Origin of the sequence: Burkholderia dolosa (genome assembly GCF_902499135.1) — a bacterium.
GTDB lineage: Bacteria > Pseudomonadota > Gammaproteobacteria > Burkholderiales > Burkholderiaceae > Burkholderia > Burkholderia dolosa.
The window spans coordinates 1-18876 of the sequence record NZ_CABVPR010000088.1 but is presented as its reverse complement, the minus strand read 5'-3'; the positions used below and the strand labels follow the sequence as shown (position 1 = coordinate 18876).

The following is an 18876-nucleotide window of genomic DNA, read 5'->3' as shown; positions in this document are numbered from 1 at the left end:
GGCCGGGCCGCCCGCGCGCGGCGCCGCGCCGCTGTTCGGCGCGGGCGTCGGCATCGCGTTGATGGCGAAAGGGCTGTTCGTGCCGCTCGTGTTCGCGGCGACGCTCGTCGCGGTGCTCGCGCTCTACCCGGCGTGCCGCACGCGCGCGTTCGCACGCGCGCTCGGCATCGCCGCACTCGCGTTCGCGCCGTTCGCGCTGATCTGGCCGATCGCGCTGTTCGTGCGCTCCGAAATCCTGTTCATGAAGTGGTTCTGGGACAACAACGTCGGCCGCTTCTTCGGCTTCTCGGTGCCCGAACTCGGCGCCGAGAACGACAAGCCGTTCTTCATCGTGCGCGCGTTCCTGACGATCGGCTTTCCGGTCGCGCCGCTCGCGATCGCCGCACTCGCGCGCGGCGCATGGCGCGACTGGCGGGCGCCGCGCATCGCGCTGCCGGTCGCGTTCGCCGGAATCGGCCTCACGGTGCTGCAGATCTCGGCCACGTCGCGCCAGCTGTACATCCTGCCGTTCTTTGCGCCGCTCGCGCTGGTCGCCGCGCAGGCGATCGATCGCCTGCCGCGCAGACTGCATCTCGGCTGGGATTACGCGAGCCGCGCGCTGTTCGGCGCCGTCGTCGCGCTCGCGTGGGCGATCTGGGCGGTGATGGTCGATCCGGCCGCGTCGCGCGCGCCGCTTGCACCGCTCGGCCGCTGGCTGCCGCTCGACTGGACGATGCCGATCGAACCCGCGCTGCTGAGCGGCGCGCTCGCGCTGACCGTCGGCTGGCTGATGCTGCTGCCGATGCTGCGCACGACGGGCCGCTGGCGCGGCGCGCTGTCGTGGGGCGCAGGCGCGCTCGTCGCGTGGGGGCTCGTCTATACGCTGCTGCTGCCGTGGCTCGACGTCGCGAAAAGCTACCGGTCCGTGTTCGACGACCTGAACGCGCATCTCGCGCTCGAATGGACGGACGACGACTGCATGGCAAGCCTGCACGGGCTCGGCGAATCCGAAGCGCCGATGCTGTACTACTTCTCCGGCATCCGGCACATGCCGACCGACGACGCGAACGCGACGCGCTGCACGTGGATGATCGTCCAGGGCGTGCGCGCCGTCGATCCGGCGCCCGGCAACGAATGGAAGCTGTTCTGGGCCGGCGCCCGCCCCGGCGACGACGACGAACTGCTGCGCGTCTACGTGCGCACGCCGGAACAGCACACGCAGTAACGTGCGGCCGCGCGGCGGGCAGCGTTTCGGATCGCCGGCCGCGCCGCTCGCCGATACGTCAGAACGACGAACCGGGCTCGCGCAGAAACGCCGCTTCGTCGTCGGTCGATGCGCGGCCGAGAATCGCATTCCGATGCGGGAAGCGCCCGAAGCGCTCGATCACGGCCGCATGCCGCAGCGCGAAGTCGTGGTAGCTCTCGCATCCGGCTTCGTCGCGAATGCCCGCGCACAGCCGCACGGCCTCGCGCTGGCTGTCGTGCGACTCGTCGTGCTCGAACGGCAGATACACGAACGCGCGGTGATGCCCGCTCGGCAGCCGCGCATCCCACCCGGCTGCGACGACGCGGCGCGCGATTGCCAGCGCCTTCGGGTCGGCCGCGAACGCGCGCGGCGTGCCGCGATGAATGTTGCGCGAGAACTGGTCGAGCACGACGATCAGCGCAAGCGCACCGAGCGGCGAGTCGGCCCAGCCATCGCACGCGCCGTCGCATGCGGCGTCGAGCAACGCGCGATAGCGTGTGCGCAGCAGCGCGTCGAACGCGGCGCCGCCGTTGAACCACACGCTGCGCGCGCGCCCGAACGCTTCGGAACCGGGCTCGCCGAACCAGAAATCCAGAATCTCGCGCGCCTGCGGATCGAGCGGCGTCGCGCCGTCCGGCGACTCGTCGATCGTCATGCGAACTCCAGGACGACGCGGCGCGTGCGTGCGCTTTTCTTTTCGAGTTTCGCAACCCGCAGACTGCCGATTTCCGACGTGTTGCGCACGTGTGTGCCGCCGCACGGCTGCAGATCGACGCCGTCGATGCGCAGCAGCCGCACGCGGCCCAGCCCCATCGGCGGCTTCACGCTCATCGTGCGCACGAGTTCGGGCCGCTCGACCATCTCGTCGTCGGTGATCCATTCGGTCGTGACCGGGTACGCGCCGGCCACGAGCGCGGCGAGGCGCCGCTCGACGTCGTCGCGGTCGATCGCATCGGACGTCGCGAAGTCGAGCCTCACGTAGTCGGCCGTCACGCTGCAGCCGTCGACCGGATACGGCAGCACCGCGCACATCAGGTGCGCAGCCGTATGCAGCCGCATGTGCCGGTAACGGCGCGTCCAGTCGATCGCCGCGCTCACGCGCGCGCCGCGCGCGAGCGTCGCGACGAGCTCGTGCTGGCCGGGCGCGGGCACGTGGACCGCGTCGTCGGGCGTCGCGCCGTCGAACTTCGCCTTGCGCGTATCGGCGATCGCCAGCGTGCTGCCGTCCGGCAGCGTCAGCGTGCCGCTGTCGCCGGCCTGGCCGCCGCCGAGCGGATAGAACACGGTGCGATCGAGGCGGATGCCGTCGTCGCCGACGGCTTCGACGATCGCATCGCAATGCGTGAGGTACGCGTCTTCGCGAAACAGTGCCTGTGTCGTCATCGGGCAAGTCTTGTATCGAGGGGGGAACGATCAGTGTCGCGCCGCGCGGCGCGCACGCCCGGACGCAGATCGCGCCGCGCGCGGGCTGCGGCGTACCGGTCGATCAACCGGGCCGGTTGCGCATCCAGTCGGCCGTGTCGTAGAACGAATGCATGAGCCGCTCGCGCAGCGGCTCGGCCAGCCCGACGTCCTCCATCGCCCACGCCATGCAGCGCAGCCATTGATCGCGCTCGACCGACGCGATCGGGAACGGCAGGTGCCGCGCGCGCAGCCGCGGGTGACCGAAGCGGCTGATGTAATGGTCGGGGCCGCCTAGCCAGCCGCACAGGAACCAGAACAGCTTGTCGCGCGAGCCGTCGAGCGATGCCGGATGCAGCGCGCGGATCTGCGCGAACTCCGGCTCGAGATCCATCAGGTCGTAGAAGCGGTCCACCATTTCGCGCACGCGGGCTTCGCCGCCCACGAGCTCGAACGCCGTCGGCTGCGACGGCGCATCGTCATTCACATCGGTCATACGGATAGTCGGAAAACGGGATCGTCGGGGCCGCCGGCCACGCTTACGCGTCGCGCAGCGACTGCAGCGCGGGGCGCCGCAACACATTATGCAGGCTCAGCCAGCCGGCCGCACCGGCGCACGCGACGCCGGCCGCGATGCCGGCCGGCACGAGCCACGGATCGACGGCGAGCGCGAAGTCGAACACGCGCGACGCGAGCACCCAGCCGACCGCGATCGCCCCCACCGCCGCCAGCACGCCGGCCAGCGCACCGACGAGGACGAATTCCGCACGCTGCACCGCGTTGATCTGCGCGCGCGACGCGCCGAGCGCGCGCAGCAGCGCGGCCTCGCGCACGCGCTCGTCGCGCGAGCCCGCGAGCGCCGTGTACAGCACGAGCACGCCGGCCGCAAGCGTGAACGCGAACAGGAACTGTACCGCGCCGACCACCTGCAGCATCATCCGCTGCAACTGCGCGAGGATCGGCGCGATGTCGATCGCGGTCAGGTTCGGGTAGCGCGCAATCAGCGGATCGAGCAGCGCCGCGTGATCGGCCGGCAGATGGAAGCTCGTCAGATAGACGGCCGGGAAATCCTTCAGCACGGCCGGCGGCATCAGCACGAAGAAGTTCACGCGGAACGTACCCCAGTCGAGCTTGCGCACGCTGGTGATCGGTGCCTCGATCGTGAGCCCCGTCACGTCGAAGCGCAGCACGTCGCCGGGCTTTACGCGCAGCGTCTTCGCGAGGCCGGCCTCGATCGAGATCTGCGGCGTGGCCGCAGTGCCGAACCAGTCGCCTTCGACGATCCGGTTGTCGGACGGCAGCTCGGTCGTGTACGACAGATTGAACTCGCGATCGACGAGCCTGCGCGCGTCCTCCGACGGATACGCGTCCGGATTCACCGGCTTGCCGTCGATCGCGACGAGGCGGCCGCGCACCATCGGTGCGGGCGTTGCGTCGCGCACGCCGTGCGCGGCGAGATACGCGGCAACGTCGTCGCGCTGGTCGGGCTGGATGTCGATCAGGAACTGATTCGGCGCATCGGGCGGCATCGACTGCCGCCAGCCGGCGACGAGATCGTTGCGGGTGATCGCGATCAGCAGCAGACACATCAGCCCGAGCGCCAGCGCGGTGATCTGCAATGCGCTCGCGGTGCCGCGCCGGTGCAGCGCCGCGAGCGCATAGCGCCAGCCGACGCCGGCGGCCGTCCGTCCGTTGCGCACCGCGCGCACGGCCGCGAACAACGCGAGCCGCGCGATCAGCGCGAAGCCGACCAATGCCGCCGCGAAGCCGCCCGCGACGATCAGCCCGAGCTTCAGACTGCCTGCGGCGACGATCAGCAGCGCGGCGAACAGCACGACGCCGATCGCATAGGCGGCCCAGCCGATGCGCGCCGCGTCGCCCCATTCGCGACGCAGCACGCGCACCGGCGGCACACGCGTGAGCGGCGCGAGCGGCGGCAGCGCGAAGCCGAGCAGCAGCACGAGCGCGGCGCCGATGCCGAGCAGCGCCGGCCACGGCGTCGGCGGCGGCAGCACGACGTCGATCAGGCTGCCGAGCGCCGCGAGCAGCGCCCAGTGCCCGGCATAGCCGAGCAGCGCGCCCGCGACGCCCGCGACGACGCCGATCCCGGCAAATTCGAGCGCGAACAGCGCACCGAGCGTGCGACGACTCACGCCGAGGCAGCGCATCGTCGCGCACCCGTCGAGATGGCGGCGCATGTAGCGCTGCGCGGCCATCGCGATCGCGACCGCGGCGAGCAGCGCGGTCAGCAGCGCGACGAGCGTCAGGAAATGGCGCGCACGATCGAGCGTCTGCCGCACCTGCGGCTGCCCTTCCTGCAGCGATTCGAGGCCGACGCCGCGCAGCTTGCCACCGTCGACGCGCCGATGCGCATCGGCTTCGAAGCGCGCGACGGCCTGCGGATCGCCCGCGACCAGCAGCCGATACGTGACGCGGCTGCCGTAGCCGACGAGGCCGGTCGCGGCAAGCTCGTCGGCGCGCATCATCAGCCTCGGCGAAAAATTGACGAACGAGAAACCGCGGTCGAGTTCGCGGGAGATCGACGCGGCGACCGTGAACGTACGCAGACCGACGCGCACCGTGTCGCCTGTTTTGACGTGCAGCGCGTCGAGCAGCGCGGGGTCGGCCCAGACGGTGCCCGGTGCCGGAATGTCGGTCGCCTGGCGCGCGGCGCGCGCGCCGGCCGGCACGATCTCGACCGCGCCGCGCAACGGATAGCCGGGCGACACGGCTTTCACGGCCGCGAGGCGCGCGGGTGCGGCGTCGCCCGCGTGCGCGCCGGAAGCTGCGGCGATCATGCTCGGGAAGATGGCGGTCGTCGCGGTGCGCAGGCCCAGCGCTTGCGCGTCGCGCGCGAACGACGGATCGACCGGATGATCGGCACGCACGACGAAGTCGGCACCGAGCATCTGGCGCGCATCGCGCTCGAGCCCCTGACGCAACCGGTCGGCGAAGAAGCCGACGCTCGTGAGCGCGGCGACGGCCAGCACGAGCGCAAGCGCGAGCAGCGTCAGCTCGCCCGCGCGCCAGTCGCGCGCGGTCATCCGCGCGGCCTGCCGGATCAGGTCGTGCCAGCCGAAGCGGCCGGCATCGCGCGATCCGCTATCGCCCGTGCGCCCGTGCGCCGGCAGTCCCGCCTGTCGCTCGTTCAATCGCGCTTGCCCCCGATCGAATTGAGCCGCGACACCATATGGTTCGCCATCCCGCGGAAACCGCCGGACACGCCGCGCCACAGGCGCGGCAGCGCCCATGCCGACGCGACGACGAACGCGGCGAGCAGCACGAGAAACACGAGCGGCACGAAGAACGCGAGCGCGAGCCCGCCGAATACGAGGCCGTCCTCGGTCGACGACGCGACCCAGTTCGACAGCGGTTCGGGAGACAGATTGATCAGCGCGCGCGTGCCGGCCTTCGCGACGTGCGCGGCGCCGGCAAGCGACCCGCCGACGAGCCCCGCGACCGCGAGCACGGTCGGATCGGCGTGGCCGAGTGCGCCGGCTGCAAGCACGGCGCCGGCGGGGATCCGAATGAACGTATGCAGCGCGTCCCACAACGAATCGAATGCGGGAATCTTGTCGGCAAGGAATTCGGTGACGGCGAGCACGGCTGCCGCGCCGATCACCCATGGCGACGTCAGCACCGTCAGCGTGTCGGGCAGATGGAGCCAGCCGACGCGTGCCAGCACGCCGGCGATCAGTACCGTCAGGTACAGGCGCAGGCCGCTTGCCCACGCGAGCCCCGCGCCGAGCGAAATGGCTTCGATCATGGCCCTCTCCTTGCACTTTGCGTGCGCTTTGCCGATTGATCGGATCGGGCCGGCATGCCTGCCGCGCGGCGCGCAATGACCGGCGCCGCCTGCCCCGGACGGCAAAACGGCATTCGGACCCGAATGCGTTCCATTATAGACAGGCTGCCCCGCCGCACGCCGCCATCGCGCGGCGCGGCCTGCCGGCGCGACGGCACGCGGCCGTCAGGCAGCGGACGACAGCTTCAGGCCGATCAACCCGACGACGATCAGCGCGGCGCTCGCGACGCGTGCAGCGCTCAGCGCCTCGCCCATCATCACGATCCCGAACACGAACGCGCCGACCGCGCCGATTCCCGTCCATACCGCGTATGCGGTGCCGAGCGGCAGCTCGCGCATCGCGACGGACAGCAGCCCGAAGCTGGCCAGCGCCGTCACGATCGTCAACACCGACGGTCCGAGCTTCGTGAAGCCGTCCGACGATTTCATCCCGGCCGCCCAGGCCACTTCGAGCAAACCGGCGATCAACAACCATACCCACGCCATCGCGACGTACTCCGTATCGGATGGGGCCGTCCCCGTTGAAGCGAATGTCCCGCGGTCGTCCGCGGGCGGCGCCGAGTATAGCAAGGCGCCGGCACGCACGCGGGCGCTCAGTTCGACACGCGCTTCGGCGTGACGCCGCCGACGCAGCGGTCGTCGCGGTACAGCGTCCACTCCTCGCATGCGCGGCCGTCCTTGAACACGCACATGCCGACCTGCCCGCGCGGCAGGCTGCGGACCACGTGGCTGCCGCCGAGCTTCACGCAGTTGACCGACGCGGGATTGGCGAGCGCCGGCCGCGCGGGCGGCTGCTGGCCGGGCGGCAGCGGTTGCGCGAATGCGCCGGGCGCGACGAGCGCCGATACGAGTGCACGGATGACGGCCGGGCGGACGGACATGGCAGGCTCCTCGTTCTGGTTCGCGAAGCGGTCAGGATAGCGGGAATCGACCGGCGGTGTGCGCGGTGCGGGCGGGCGAACGTGTCGGGCATCGTCCCGGTCGCGCCGCCTGAGCCTGAGCCTGAGCCTGAGCCTGAGCCTGAGCCTGAGCCTGAGCCTGAGCCTGAACCGAAGTCCGAGCCAATGCCGACGGCGCCGCGGCGCTCCGCCCCGCTACGCGGCCCCGACGAGCCGATAGCCGACGCCCGTCTCGGTGACGATGTGCTCCGGCTGAGCGGGATCGCGCTCGAGCTTCTGCCGCAGATGCGCCATGTAGATGCGCAGATAGTGATGACTCTCGACGTGAGACGGCCCCCACACGTCGCGCAGCAGCTGCCGGTGCGTGAGCACGCGGCCCGCATGCCGGACGAGCGTCGCGAGCAGCCGGTATTCGAGCGGCGTCAGATGCACGATCTCGCCGTTACGCCACACCTGGCGCAACGCGAGATCGACGGTGACCGCGCCGAAGTCGACCTTCGGCGATTCGTTCACGCCGGCCAGATTGCGCCGGCGCAGCTGCGCCCGCATCCGCGCGCGCAGCTCCGATACGCCGAACGGCTTGGTCAGATAGTCGTCCGCGCCGGCGTCGAGCGCGGCGACCTTCTCGTCTTCCTGCGTGCGCGCCGACAGCACGATCACCGGCACCTCGGACCAGCCGCGCAGCTCGCGGATCACGTCGAGGCCGTCGGTGTCCGGCAGGCCGAGATCGACGATCACGAGATCCGGCTTGCGCGTCGCCGCGTCGATCAGCCCCTGCTTGCCCGTCTCGGCCTCGAACACGGCGATGCCGTCCTCTTCGAGCGCGGCGCGCACGAAACGGCGGATCTGTTTCTCGTCCTCGATCAGGACGACGGTCAGGCTCGGCTCACTCATGGTCTGGCGATCGCTCGGACGATGACGGTGCGGGCAGCGCATCGGGTTGGACGTCGGGCTCGTCGGGCACCGCGGGCGCGGCGGGCGGCACGTCGACCGGCAGCGTGAACCAGAAGCGCGCGCCCGTCACGCGGCCGTCGGGCGCGGTGCGGTTGAACGCGCCGATTCTACCGCCGTGCGCGTCGACGATCGCGCGGCAGATCGCGAGGCCGAGCCCGATGCCGGGCGTCGCCGACTCCTTCTCGCCGCGCGTGAACTTGTCGAAGATCCGCGCTTCCATGCCGGCCGGCAGGCCGGGGCCGCCGTCGTCGACGTGCACGCGCACGAACGGCTTGCCGTCTTCGGTCACCCGCTGCGCACCGATGTCGATCGGCGTGTCGGGCCGCGTGTACTTCGCCGCGTTTTCGAACAGGTTCGCGAACAGGCGCTCCATCAGCACGGCATCCATCTGCAGCAGCGGCAGGTCCGCGGGCAGCGACACGCGCACCGGATGGCGCGCGAGCACGCGCCGGCACGCGGCGAGCGCGGCGCCGACCGTCTCTTCGAGCAGCGACCACTCGCGCTTGAGCTGCAGGCTGCCGGCCTGCAGCCGCGCCATGTCGAGCAGGTTCGTGACGATGCCCGTCATCCGCAGCGCCTCGTCGTGGATCGCGTCGACCAGTTCGCTCTCGCGCTGCGCGGACCGCGCGGCCGCGGCCGGATCGTCGGACGGCGCCGCCGAGCGGCCGTTCGCGAGCATCGACGAGAAGCCGACGATCGTCGTGAGCGGCGTGCGCAGGTCGTGCGAGATCGCCGACAGCAGCGAGTTGCGCAGCCGCTCGGACTCCATGCTGACGAGCGCGTCGCGCGCGATTTCGACGTAATGCACGCGCTCGAGCGCGAGCGCGATCTGTGCGGCGAACGCATCGAGCATCCGCCGCTGCTCCGGCACGTCGAATTCGCGCGGCTCGCGCGACGCGACCGCGAGCACGCCGCGCGTGCGCATCGGCGCCTTCAGCGGCAGATACAGCGCGGCGGCGGCCGGCAGCGTGTCGGTGCCGCGACCGGCCGGCTTCTGCTGGTCGTACACCCACTGCCCGACGTCGCTGTCGAGCTCGGCGCCGGTCAGCGTGACGGCCGCATCGGGCTCGTCGATCTTCTGCCGCACCTGATCCGCGCTGTCGGGCAGCAGAAACGCGACGCGCGCGCGGAACACCTCGCCGACGTGGCGGCTGCCGATCTCGACGATCTGCTCGATCGTCAGCGCGGCGCCGAGCTCGCGCGCCATCGCGTAGATCGCGTCGGTGCGGCGCTCGCGACGCTGCGCGATGCTGGCCTCGCGCGTCAGCGTCGACGTCAGGTGGCTGATCACGAGCGACGTCAGCAGCATGCCGAAGAACGTCAGCAGGTATTGCGTGTCGCTGACGGAGAACGACATGCGCGGCGGCACGAAGAAGAAATCGAACGCGGCGACCGACAGGAACGACTGCAGCACGCCCGGCCCGCGTCCGAGCCGCACGGCCGAGAACACGACGCCGAGCAGGTACAGCATCACGAGGTTCGTCAGATCGAGCCGCGCGGACACCGCGCTCGCGACGACAGTGATCGCCGCGCAGATCGCGGCCGCGTACGCGTAATGACGCGGCGGCGAACGATGCGCGCCGAACGGCGCGAACGCGTCGCGCCAATCGCGCGCTGCGGCGTCGAGCGGTGCGGCACGCGCGTCGCCGCTCGCCGATGCGCGCAGCAGCATCAGGTCGACGTCGCCCGCACGCTCCGCGAGCCGTTCGCCGAACGGCCGCGCGAACCGGCGCACGAGCCCGACCTTGCGCGAGCCGCCCGCGACGATCTTCGACACGTTGCGCACCGTCGCATAGCCGATCAGCGCGGCGACCGCGTCGTTGCCCGTGAGCGTGGCCGTCTGCGCGCCGAGCTCGGCCGCGAGCTTCAGCGCATCGAGCGTGCGCTGCCGCTGCGCGTCGGCGCGCCGCTGCAGCCGCGGCGTCTCGACGTACACGGCGATCCAGTCGGCCTTCAGGCTCGCGGCGAGCCGCGCCGCCGCACGCACGAGCGTCGGCGCTTCGGCGCCGGGCCCGACACAGACGAGCAGCCGCTCGCGCGCCTGCCAGATCCGCTGGATCGAGCGATCCGCGCGGTACTCGCGCATCTGCGCGTCGACGCGGTCCGCCGTGCGCCGCAGCGCCAGCTCGCGCAGCGCGATCAGGTTGCCCTTGCGGAAGAAGTTGCGCACCGCGCGCTCGGCCTGCTGCGCGAGATACACCTTGCCGTCGCGCATCCGCTCGAGCAGTTCCTCGGCCGGCAGATCGACGAGCGTCACTTCGTCGGCCGCATCGAACACGCGGTCCGGCACGGTCTCCCACACGCGGATGCCGGTGATCGCGCCGACCACGTCGTTCAGGCTTTCGAGGTGCTGAACGTTGACGGTCGTATATACGTCGATGCCGGCGTCGAGCAGCTCGTAGACGTCCTGCCAGCGCTTCAGGTGGCGTGCGCCGGGCACGTTCGAATGCGCGAGCTCGTCGACGAGGATCAGCTGCGGCGCGCGCGCGAGCGCCGCGTCGAGATCGAATTCGGCGAGCATGCGGCCGCGATGCGCGAGACGCGCGAGCGGCAGCACGTCGAGTCCGTCGAGCAGCGCGGCGGTCTCGCTGCGGCCGTGCGTCTCGACGATGCCGACGACGACGTCGATGCCGTCCTGCTTGCGCTGGCGCGCGGCCTGCAGCATCGCGTACGTCTTGCCGACGCCGGCCGATGCGCCGAAGAAGATCTTCAACTGCCCGCGCCGCTGCTTTTCTTCGTCGCGCTGCAGCTTGTCGAGGAGTCGGTCGGGATCGGGGCGGTTCATGCGGGCAGCGCGTCGAGCGCTCGGGTGCGCGAAAGTACGGGCATTGTCGATCGAAATCGGCACAAAAGGCAAAGGCGGCGCGCGCCGCCGGAACGCGTCGGTCCGCCGCGATCGCACCGCGGCGGACCGGCGCCGGCGCGGCCGTTCAATGCGCAGCCTGTGCGGCGTCGAGCGCGAGGTTCAGCTTCAGCACGTTCACGCGCGGCTCGCCGAGCACGCCGAACTGCCGTCCGGTCGTGTTCGCCGCGACGAGCTGCGCGACCGTGTTGGGCGCGAGCTTGCGCGCGTTCGCGACACGCTCGATCTGATACGCGGCCGCGGCCGGCGTGATGTCCGGATCGAGGCCGCTCGCCGATGCGGTGACGAGATCGACCGGCACCGGCTTCGACAGATCGGTGCCCGCGTCGCGCAGCGCGGCGATGCGCGCCTTGACCTGGTCGGCGAGCGACGGATTCAGCGGGCCGAGGTTCGAGCCGCCGGAGCCGCTCGCGTTGTACGGCATCGGCGACGTCGCCGACAGCCGGCCCCAGAAGTACTGCGGCGCGTCGAACGGCTGGCCGATCAGCGCGGAGCCGACCACCTTGCCGTGCCGCTCGATCAGGCTGCCGTTCGCCTGCGACGGAAACACGGCCTGGCCGAACGCGGTCATCGCCGCCGGATAAGCGAGCCCGGTGACCGCGGTCAGCACCGCGAAGATGACGACGAGCGGACGAATCAACGATTTCATGATGGTTCCTTCTTCGGATGCGGTCGTATCACGCCCAGCCGAGCGCGGCGAGCGTCATGTCGATCAGCTTGATGAACGGGAACGGCAGCAGCACGCCGCCGAGCCCGTACACCAGCAGATTGCGGCGCAGCAGCGACGCAGCGCCGAGCGGCCGGTACGCGACGCCCTTCAGCGCGAGCGGAATCAGCGCGACGATGATCAGCGCGTTGAAGATCACCGCGGACAGGATCGCCGACGCCGGCGAGCTCAGATGCATGATGTCGAGCACCTTCAGCTGCGGATACGTGGTCACGAACGCGGCCGGAATGATCGCGAAGTACTTCGCGATGTCGTTCGCGATCGAGAACGTCGTCAGCGATCCGCGCGTCATCAGCATCTGCTTGCCGATCTCGACGATCTCGATCAGCTTCGTCGGATTCGAATCGAGGTCGACCATGTTGCCGGCCTCCTTCGCGGCCTGCGTGCCGGTGTTCATCGCGACCGCGACGTCGGCCTGCGCGAGCGCCGGCGCGTCGTTGGTGCCGTCGCCGGTCATCGCGACGAGCCGGCCGGCGGCCTGATGCTCGCGGATCGTCGCGAGCTTCGTTTCGGGCGTCGCCTCCGCGAGGAAGTCGTCGACGCCCGCCTCCGCCGCGATCGCCGCGGCCGTCAGCCGGTTGTCGCCGGTCACCATCACCGTCTTGATGCCCATCTTGCGCAGCTCCGCGAAGCGCTCCTTGATGCCGCCCTTCACGATGTCCTTCAGCTCGATCACGCCGAGCACGCGCGCGACGCCGTCGTGCAGCTCGGCGACGACGAGCGGCGTGCTGCCGCGGCGCGCGACGTCGTCGACCGCGCGGCGCACTTCTTCCGGAAAGCGGCTGCCGTGCGTCTCGACGTAGCGGCGGATCGCGTCGGCCGCGCCCTTGCGGATCTCGCGGCGCGGCGCCCCGGCGGACGTCCCGTCGGCGGCCAGATCGACGCCGCTCATCCGCGTCTGCGCGGAAAAGCCGACAAACGTCGCGTGCAGTTGCGCGATGTCGCGCTGGCGGATGTTGAAGCGCTCCTTCGCGAGCACGACGATGCTGCGGCCTTCCGGCGTTTCGTCGGCGAGCGACGCCAGCTGCGCGGCGTCCGCGAGCGCTTCCTCGGTCACGCCGGACGCCGGCACGAACGTCGACGCCTGACGGTTGCCGAGCGTGATCGTGCCGGTCTTGTCGAGCAGCAGCACGTCGACATCGCCGGCCGCCTCGACCGCGCGGCCCGACGTCGCGATCACGTTCGCCTGCATCATCCGGCTCATCCCGGCCACGCCGATCGCGGACAGCAGCCCGCCGATCGTCGTCGGAATCAGGCACACGAGCAGCGCGACGAGCGCGGTGATCGTCACCGCGTGGCCCGACTGCATCGCGTGCACCGAAAAGATCGAGAACGGCAGCAGCGTCGCGGTCGCGAGCAGCATCACGATCGTCAGCGCGACGAGCAGGATCGTCAGCGCGACTTCGTTCGGCGTCTTCTTGCGCTTCGCGCCTTCGACCATCGCGATCATCCGGTCGAGGAACGCCTCGCCCGGGTTCGCGGTGACTTTCACGACGATCCAGTCGGACAGCACGCGCGTGCCGCCGGTCACCGACGAGAAGTCGCCGCCCGACTCGCGGATCACCGGCGCCGACTCGCCGGTGATCGCCGACTCGTCGACCGACGCGACGCCGTCGACCACTTCGCCGTCGGCCGGAATCACGTCGCCGGCCTCGACCAGCACGACGTCGCCGCGGCGCAGGTCCGACGCGGTCGTGATGCGGATCGGCGACTTCGGATGCGGCTCGTTGAGCTTCTTGGCCATCACGTCCTTCTTCGCGCTGCGCAGCGATGCGGCCTGCGCTTTCGAGCGCCCTTCGGCGAGCGCCTCCGCGAAGTTCGCGAACAGCACGGTGAACCACAGCCACAGCGCGATCGCGAGGATGAAGCCGGCCGGCGCGTCCGCCTGGCCGGCGAGCGCGGCGATCCACAGGATCGTCGTGAGCACGCTGCCGACGTACACGCAGAACATCACCGGGTTGCGGAACTGCGTGCGCGGCGTGAGTTTCTTGAACGACTCGACGATCGCCGGGCGTACGAGCGCCGGGTCGAACATCGAGCGGGTAGCGGAATGTTGAGTCATTGCGATCTCTTCAATGCCTTGTCGTTTCGGCCGCGCGTCACGCGCCCAGCCACATCATCAGATGCTCGACGCCGGGCCCGAGCGCGAGCGCCGGCACGTACGTCAGCGCGCCGACCAGCAGCACGGTGCCGAGCAGCAGCACGACGAACAGCGGACCGTGCGTCGGCAGCGTGCCGCTCGTCGCGGCGATGCGCTTTTTCGCGGCGAGCGAGCCGGCGATCGCGAGCACCGGCACGATCGTGCCGAAGCGGCCGAACCACATCGCGATCGCGGTCGTCCAGTTGTAGAACGGCGTGCCGACCGTCAGCCCCGCGAACGCGCTGCCGTTGTTGTTCGCGGCCGAGCTGAACGCATACAGGATCTCGGAGAAGCCGTGCGGACCCGGATTCGAGATGCCGGCCCGGCCCGCGTCGGCGAGCACCGCGATCGACGTGCCGACCAGCACGAGCAGCGGCGTGAGCAGCACGACGATCGACACCATCTTCATCTCGTACGACTCGATCTTCTTGCCGACGTACTCCGGCGTGCGGCCGATCATCAGCCCCGCGACGAACACCGCGAGCAGCGCGAACACGAGCATCCCGTACAGGCCGGAGCCGACGCCGCCGTACACCACTTCGCCGAGCTGCATCAGCAGCATCGGCACGAGACCGCCGAGCGGCGTCAGCGAGTCGTGCATCGTGTCGACCGCGCCGCACGACGCGGCCGTGGTCGCGACGGTGAAGATGCCGGTCTGCGCGATGCCGAAGCGCGTCTCCTTGCCTTCCATGTTGCCGCCCGATTGCAGCGCGCTCGCCGACTGGTCCACGTGTACGGGCGTCGAGCTTGCGTCGACGCGCAGCGCGGCGAGCGTCGGATTGCCGGCCTGTTCGGCGCCCAGCTCGACGCCGACCGCGACGACGAACGCAACCGTCATCGCCGCGAGCACCGCGGTCCCCTGCCGGCGGTCGCCGATCATGCGGCCGAACACCAGACACAGCGCGGCCGGGATGATCAGGATCGAGAAGATCTGCACGAAGTTCGCGAACGGCGTCGGGTTCTCGTAAGGGTGCGCGGAGTTCGCGTTGAAGAAGCCGCCGCCGTTGGTGCCGAGCATCTTGATCGCTTCCTGCGATGCAACCGGCCCCATCGCGAGCGTCTGCTTCGTGAGCGGCGTCGGCACCGTGACCGGATTGCCGCGTGCGTCCTTCACCGGATTGCCCTGCGCGTCGAGCTTCGGCGCCGCATAGGTGCTCGCCTGCAGCACCGGCACGTCGCGATACGCGCTCAGGTTCTGGATCACGCCCTGGCTCATCAGCAGCGCGGCGACGATCGCCGACATCGGCACCAGCACGTACAGCGTCACGCGCGTGAGATCGACCCAGAAGTTGCCGATCGTCTGCGCGGTATGGCGCGCGAAGCCGCGAATCAGCGCGACCACGACGACGATGCCCGTCGCCGCCGACAGGAAGTTCTGCACGGTCAGGCCGAGCATCTGCGTCAGGTAGCTGACCGTCTGCTCGGGCGTGTAGTCCTGCCAGTTCGTGTTCGTGACGAAGCTCACCGCGGTGTTGAACGCGCCGTCGACCGTCATCGCGCCGAACTGCTGCGGGTTGCCGGGCAGCAGGCCCTGCACGCGCAGCAGCGCATACAGGAACAGCGCGCCGAGCGCGTTGAACGCGACGGTCGCGAGCGCGTACTGCTTCCAGTTCATCTCGGTGCCGGCATCGACGCCGGCGATGCGATACAGCGCGCGTTCGAGCGGCCCGAACGCGCGTACGACACGCGAGTTGCCGTCCATCACCGCCGTCAGATAGCGCGCGACCGGCACGGCCGCCGCGAGCAGCACGACGACGAACAGCAGCGTCTGAAAGAGATTGTTCGCGTTCATTCGATATCCTCCGCGCGCAGCAGCGCATAGACGAGATACGCGAACAACAGCGCGGTCGACATCCCCGCGACCCACAGCATCCAGGTCATGCTCGCCCCCCGCGACCGTATTGCGCGAGCTTGTCGCAACCGGCGATCAAGCCGAGGATCAGCGCGGTGAAGAGCACCAGCGCGCCGATGAAAACCGCATCCATTTTTGTGTTCTCCGTCGTCGAAATCGGACGACTGCAACGTTATGGGAACGCGCGTAAAGGACGGGTCAAAGGTGATCGGGCGGGTATAAAAAACGCGTAAACGCGCGGCGTGGCGAACGCGCCGAGCGCAGGCCGATGCGGGACAGCACGGAACGGCGGGCGGGACGGGCGGCGGCGCGGCTGCCGCCCGCGAAGAGGCGTGCCGGCGCGCCGCCGGCACGCGGGGGCGAAACGGGCAGGATCAGGGAACGAGAATCGTCGAGCCGGTCGTCTTGCGCGCTTCGAGATCGGCATGCGCGCGGCCGACTTCCGCGAGCGGATAGCGCTGGTTGATGCTCGTTTTCACGTTGCCGGACAGGATCGCGTCGAACAGTTCGGCCGCGGCCGCCTCGAGATCCGCGCGCTTCGCGATATACGAGAACAGCGTCGGCCGCGTGAAGAACAGCGACCCGCGCGACGAGAATTCCTTCGAATCGATCGGCGGCAGCGGGCCCGACGCGTTGCCGAAGCTGACGAAATAGCCGAGCGGCGCGAGACAGTCGAGCGAGCCGACGTACGTGTCCTTGCCGATCGAGTCGTAGACCACCGGCACGCCGGCGCCGTTCGTGATCTCCTTCACGCGCTGCGTGAAGTTCTCGCGCGTATAGACGATCGGATGATCGCAGCCGTGCGCCTTTGCGAGTTCGGCCTTCTCGTCCGAGCCGACCGTGCCGATCACGGTCGCGCCGAGCGCCTTCGCCCACTGGCAGACGAGCAGGCCGACGCCGCCGGCGGCCGCGTGGATCAGGATCGTGTCGCCGCGCTTGACCGGGTACGTGCGGCGCAGCAGATAGTGCGCGGTCAGCCCCTGCAGCATCACGGACGCCGCGTCGTCGTAGCTGATGCCGTCGGGCAGCTTCACGACGCGCTCGGCCGACAGCACGCGCTCCTGCGCATAGGCGCCCGGCGGCTGCGCGACGTACGCGACGCGATCGCCGGCCTTCAGCGCGGTCACGCCGTCGCCGACGGCGGTCACTTCGCCGGCCGCCTCCATCCCGAGACCGGCCGGCAACGATTGCGGATAGAGCCCGGTGCGGAAGTAGACGTCGATATAGTTCAGTCCCACCGCATGCTGCTTGATGCGGACTTCGCCCGCTTGCGGCGCGCCGACGTCGACATCGACCCACTTCATCACGTCCGGGCCGCCCGGTTGGTCGTATCGGATTGCTTTCGGCATCGTTTCGCTCCTCTTCTGTCTGGAATTTGGAAATCCGGTTCGGCGGATGCATCGACATTGCCGCGGCAGCGATGCGAGTGAACGCGGTCCGTAGCCGAGCATTCTCGCGCGTCGTGCGCGGTCACGCAGCGCGTCGTCGCAATCCCATCACTTCGGTAGGGCTTTCGCGGGAAATGGATTGCGTCGGCGTGCAAGCCGCGGGACGGTATCGGGTGAATCGCCGCGCGCTGTCATGTCGCTCGCGCAATCAACGCCGTCTGTCACACATCGTCACGTTCGAATCCTGGCCTTCAGGTTGTGCGGCGTTCCGTTCCGTCCGCGATAACCGAACGGGGCCGCCCCGCGAGTTTTCGCGTTGCGCCCGTTGTGTGCAAGAAATCTCCGATGCCACGTCGGCACACTCGGCGCCGTCGGGACATCGATGCCGATCGGCCCGGCAAATCCCGCTCTCGCCGTGCTCATTTACGAGATGACGACCGTGCTATTTTGCCTGTTGCCCAATTCGCCGAGTACACGCAATGAATCGCCCGCTTATTCGGAACATGGTCGTTATCGCTTCGTTGCCTGCAAGTATCGGCAGTGCAATCGCAGATCCGGTACCGCGCGTCGACGGCGCCCGCTTGCTCGACGGTGTGAGCCGTTCCGGCAATAGTCCGTACACCGACGCCGAGCATCACGCGATGGCCGGGTATCTCGCCGTGGCCGCCGATGCGACCGAACGCAAGGACTGGTGCAACAACGGGCGTGTCAAACCGGGAGAAATCGATTCGGAAGTAACCAGCGCACGCCGCGAGCTGCCTACGGACGCACTGAAGGCTGGTGCGGCGGGCATGGTCTCTCATGTCTTGAGACAAAACTACCCGCGCGGTTAACAGTCCCCCTGAAACGCCGGACATAGCCTCTCACTCAAGCTAGCAGGATCGATGTTGCTTCGCCACCCTATGAATATGCTTACTTATTCCGGCACGGACGCAGGAAAGTCTCTCTCATTCGCCCTGCCACGCATTACCGATACAGCTTTTGCTGTGGCTGTCCCATCGCTCCCACATGGCGCACGGCCCATTATCGACGAACAGTCTGGCACGTGTGTGGGTTTCATCCACGAAGGCGCGAAAAACGTTTGGCATGTTTTTGACGTATCTGGTCAATACGTCGGAATCGACGAAGCTCCTTTAGAAACACCCCTCGTTGACCCATATGATTTGGTTCTCATAGGTTCTGCGGCATTGAAGCTCATACGCACCGGCTTCAACACCGTTTCCCGACTGGTGACCGGGCGCGCCGCGGTCTCTGCCACATCGAGGATGACGAGCAGAATGCTTCCGCTTCTGCGCAGTAGACTGCAAGGCTTGCCGGTCAGGCGATTGCAGTTTACCGAGACAACGGCCAAGCACATGGTAAACCCAGGTCGATTTGTACCTGTTCACATCCTTCATTTGGCGATCAAGTATGGTAGGCGAATGCCCGACCCCCAGCAGGTGGCGGGTGTATTTCGATATGAAATCGAGATGTCCCGCTTTGTGAAGAGAGGAACAATCTTCATTCGAGAGCGTAAAACACTGGAAGTTGTCGTTCGAGAGTCCGTGTCAAAGCCATTCTCAAATGCCCGCTTTCTGGCTATTTAGAAATGTCCGGTTTTACGGTTGGTTTGGCTGCCTGCT

At 69.1% G+C, this 18876-nt stretch carries 16 protein-coding genes and 1 pseudogene; 3 read left to right on the top strand and 14 right to left on the bottom strand.

Annotated elements, in window-relative coordinates; translation table 11 throughout:
• Nucleotides 1–1204, top strand: a pseudogene (locus BUB20358_RS26000) (glycosyl transferase); the annotation flags it as partial.
• 58 nt (nt 1205–1262) lie between these two features.
• Here the strand turns inward: BUB20358_RS26000 and BUB20358_RS25995 are convergent.
• From BUB20358_RS25995 to BUB20358_RS25930, 14 genes are all read right to left on the bottom strand, one after another.
• Nucleotides 1263–1880: a DUF924 family protein gene (locus BUB20358_RS25995; protein ID WP_035972032.1), complete on the bottom strand. Its 618-nt coding sequence runs from the start codon at nt 1878–1880 to the stop codon at nt 1263–1265.
• Nucleotides 1877–2608 (bottom strand): alanyl-tRNA editing protein, encoded by a 732-nt coding sequence (locus BUB20358_RS25990; protein WP_006763811.1) that lies wholly within the window; start codon nt 2606–2608, stop codon nt 1877–1879. Before BUB20358_RS25990 ends, BUB20358_RS25995 begins: the two co-directional genes overlap by 4 nt.
• A gap of 103 nt (nt 2609–2711) precedes the next feature.
• Nucleotides 2712–3122 carry a group II truncated hemoglobin gene (locus tag BUB20358_RS25985; protein ID WP_035972030.1) on the bottom strand — a complete coding sequence of 137 codons (411 nt, stop codon included), beginning with the start codon at nt 3120–3122 and terminating at the stop codon, nt 2712–2714.
• A 43-nt stretch (nt 3123–3165) separates the two neighbouring features.
• Nucleotides 3166–5670 (bottom strand): ABC transporter permease, encoded by a 2505-nt coding sequence (locus BUB20358_RS25980; RefSeq protein WP_035973316.1) that lies wholly within the window; start codon nt 5668–5670, stop codon nt 3166–3168.
• 104 nt (nt 5671–5774) lie between these two features.
• Nucleotides 5775–6392, bottom strand: a complete 618-nt coding sequence (locus tag BUB20358_RS25975; RefSeq protein WP_006763808.1) for a DUF4126 domain-containing protein — start codon at nt 6390–6392, stop codon at nt 5775–5777.
• Nucleotides 6393–6596: 204 nt separating this feature from the next.
• Nucleotides 6597–6917 (bottom strand): quaternary ammonium compound efflux SMR transporter SugE, encoded by a 321-nt coding sequence (gene sugE, locus BUB20358_RS25970; RefSeq protein WP_006763807.1) that lies wholly within the window; start codon nt 6915–6917, stop codon nt 6597–6599.
• 107 nt (nt 6918–7024) lie between these two features.
• Nucleotides 7025–7312 carry a DUF333 domain-containing protein gene (locus tag BUB20358_RS25965; RefSeq protein ID WP_006763806.1) on the bottom strand — a complete coding sequence of 96 codons (288 nt, stop codon included), beginning with the start codon at nt 7310–7312 and terminating at the stop codon, nt 7025–7027.
• 213 nt (nt 7313–7525) lie between these two features.
• Entirely contained in the window at nt 7526–8224 is a 699-nt protein-coding gene (gene kdpE, locus BUB20358_RS25960) for a two-component system response regulator KdpE (RefSeq protein ID WP_035972028.1), read from the bottom strand.
• On the bottom strand, nt 8217–11069 hold the full coding sequence (locus BUB20358_RS25955) for a DUF4118 domain-containing protein (RefSeq protein WP_006763804.1): 2853 nt from the start codon (nt 11067–11069) through the stop codon (nt 8217–8219). The genes kdpE and BUB20358_RS25955 overlap by 8 nt, the downstream gene beginning before the upstream one ends.
• Nucleotides 11070–11214: 145 nt before the next feature.
• On the bottom strand, nt 11215–11796 hold the full coding sequence (gene kdpC, locus BUB20358_RS25950; protein ID WP_006763803.1) for a potassium-transporting ATPase subunit KdpC: 582 nt from the start codon (nt 11794–11796) through the stop codon (nt 11215–11217).
• 28 nt (nt 11797–11824) lie between these two features.
• Complete coding sequence (gene kdpB / locus BUB20358_RS25945; RefSeq protein WP_035972025.1) at nt 11825–13936, bottom strand: potassium-transporting ATPase subunit KdpB; 2112 nt, start codon at nt 13934–13936, stop codon at nt 11825–11827.
• A 37-nt stretch (nt 13937–13973) separates the two neighbouring features.
• Complete coding sequence (gene kdpA, locus BUB20358_RS25940) at nt 13974–15806, bottom strand: potassium-transporting ATPase subunit KdpA (RefSeq protein ID WP_006763802.1); 1833 nt, start codon at nt 15804–15806, stop codon at nt 13974–13976.
• On the bottom strand, nt 15803–15895 hold the full coding sequence (gene kdpF, locus BUB20358_RS25935; protein ID WP_035972023.1) for a K(+)-transporting ATPase subunit F: 93 nt from the start codon (nt 15893–15895) through the stop codon (nt 15803–15805). The genes kdpA and kdpF overlap by 4 nt, the downstream gene beginning before the upstream one ends.
• A gap of 345 nt (nt 15896–16240) precedes the next feature.
• Nucleotides 16241–17215 carry a quinone oxidoreductase family protein gene (locus BUB20358_RS25930; protein WP_006763801.1) on the bottom strand — a complete coding sequence of 325 codons (975 nt, stop codon included), beginning with the start codon at nt 17213–17215 and terminating at the stop codon, nt 16241–16243.
• A 518-nt stretch (nt 17216–17733) separates the two neighbouring features.
• Between BUB20358_RS25930 and BUB20358_RS25925 the strand changes: the two genes are divergently transcribed.
• Together BUB20358_RS25925 and BUB20358_RS25920 are read left to right on the top strand one after the other, a co-directional pair.
• Entirely contained in the window at nt 17734–18087 is a 354-nt protein-coding gene (locus BUB20358_RS25925; RefSeq protein WP_123806827.1) for a Rap1a/Tai family immunity protein, read from the top strand.
• Nucleotides 18088–18156: 69 nt separating this feature from the next.
• On the top strand, nt 18157–18840 hold the full coding sequence (locus BUB20358_RS25920) for a hypothetical protein (protein ID WP_128567337.1): 684 nt from the start codon (nt 18157–18159) through the stop codon (nt 18838–18840).
• Nucleotides 18841–18876: the final 36 nt, after the last annotated feature.

Coding starts and splice junctions, on each gene's coding strand:
- BUB20358_RS25995 (WP_035972032.1), bottom strand. CDS start 1,880: ATGACGATCGACGAGTCGCCGGACGGCGCGACGCCGCTCGATCCGCAG.
- BUB20358_RS25990 (WP_006763811.1), bottom strand. CDS start 2,608: ATGACGACACAGGCACTGTTTCGCGAAGACGCGTACCTCACGCATTGC.
- BUB20358_RS25985 (WP_035972030.1), bottom strand. CDS start 3,122: ATGACCGATGTGAATGACGATGCGCCGTCGCAGCCGACGGCGTTCGAG.
- BUB20358_RS25980 (WP_035973316.1), bottom strand. CDS start 5,670: ATGACCGCGCGCGACTGGCGCGCGGGCGAGCTGACGCTGCTCGCGCTT.
- BUB20358_RS25975 (WP_006763808.1), bottom strand. CDS start 6,392: ATGATCGAAGCCATTTCGCTCGGCGCGGGGCTCGCGTGGGCAAGCGGC.
- sugE (WP_006763807.1), bottom strand. CDS start 6,917: ATGGCGTGGGTATGGTTGTTGATCGCCGGTTTGCTCGAAGTGGCCTGG.
- BUB20358_RS25965 (WP_006763806.1), bottom strand. CDS start 7,312: ATGTCCGTCCGCCCGGCCGTCATCCGTGCACTCGTATCGGCGCTCGTC.
- kdpE (WP_035972028.1), bottom strand. CDS start 8,224: ATGAGTGAGCCGAGCCTGACCGTCGTCCTGATCGAGGACGAGAAACAG.
- BUB20358_RS25955 (WP_006763804.1), bottom strand. CDS start 11,069: ATGAACCGCCCCGATCCCGACCGACTCCTCGACAAGCTGCAGCGCGAC.
- kdpC (WP_006763803.1), bottom strand. CDS start 11,796: ATGAAATCGTTGATTCGTCCGCTCGTCGTCATCTTCGCGGTGCTGACC.
- kdpB (WP_035972025.1), bottom strand. CDS start 13,936: ATGACTCAACATTCCGCTACCCGCTCGATGTTCGACCCGGCGCTCGTA.
- kdpA (WP_006763802.1), bottom strand. CDS start 15,806: ATGAACGCGAACAATCTCTTTCAGACGCTGCTGTTCGTCGTCGTGCTG.
- kdpF (WP_035972023.1), bottom strand. CDS start 15,895: ATGACCTGGATGCTGTGGGTCGCGGGGATGTCGACCGCGCTGTTGTTC.
- BUB20358_RS25930 (WP_006763801.1), bottom strand. CDS start 17,215: ATGCCGAAAGCAATCCGATACGACCAACCGGGCGGCCCGGACGTGATG.
- BUB20358_RS25925 (WP_123806827.1), top strand. CDS start 17,734: ATGAATCGCCCGCTTATTCGGAACATGGTCGTTATCGCTTCGTTGCCT.
- BUB20358_RS25920 (WP_128567337.1), top strand. CDS start 18,157: ATGAATATGCTTACTTATTCCGGCACGGACGCAGGAAAGTCTCTCTCA.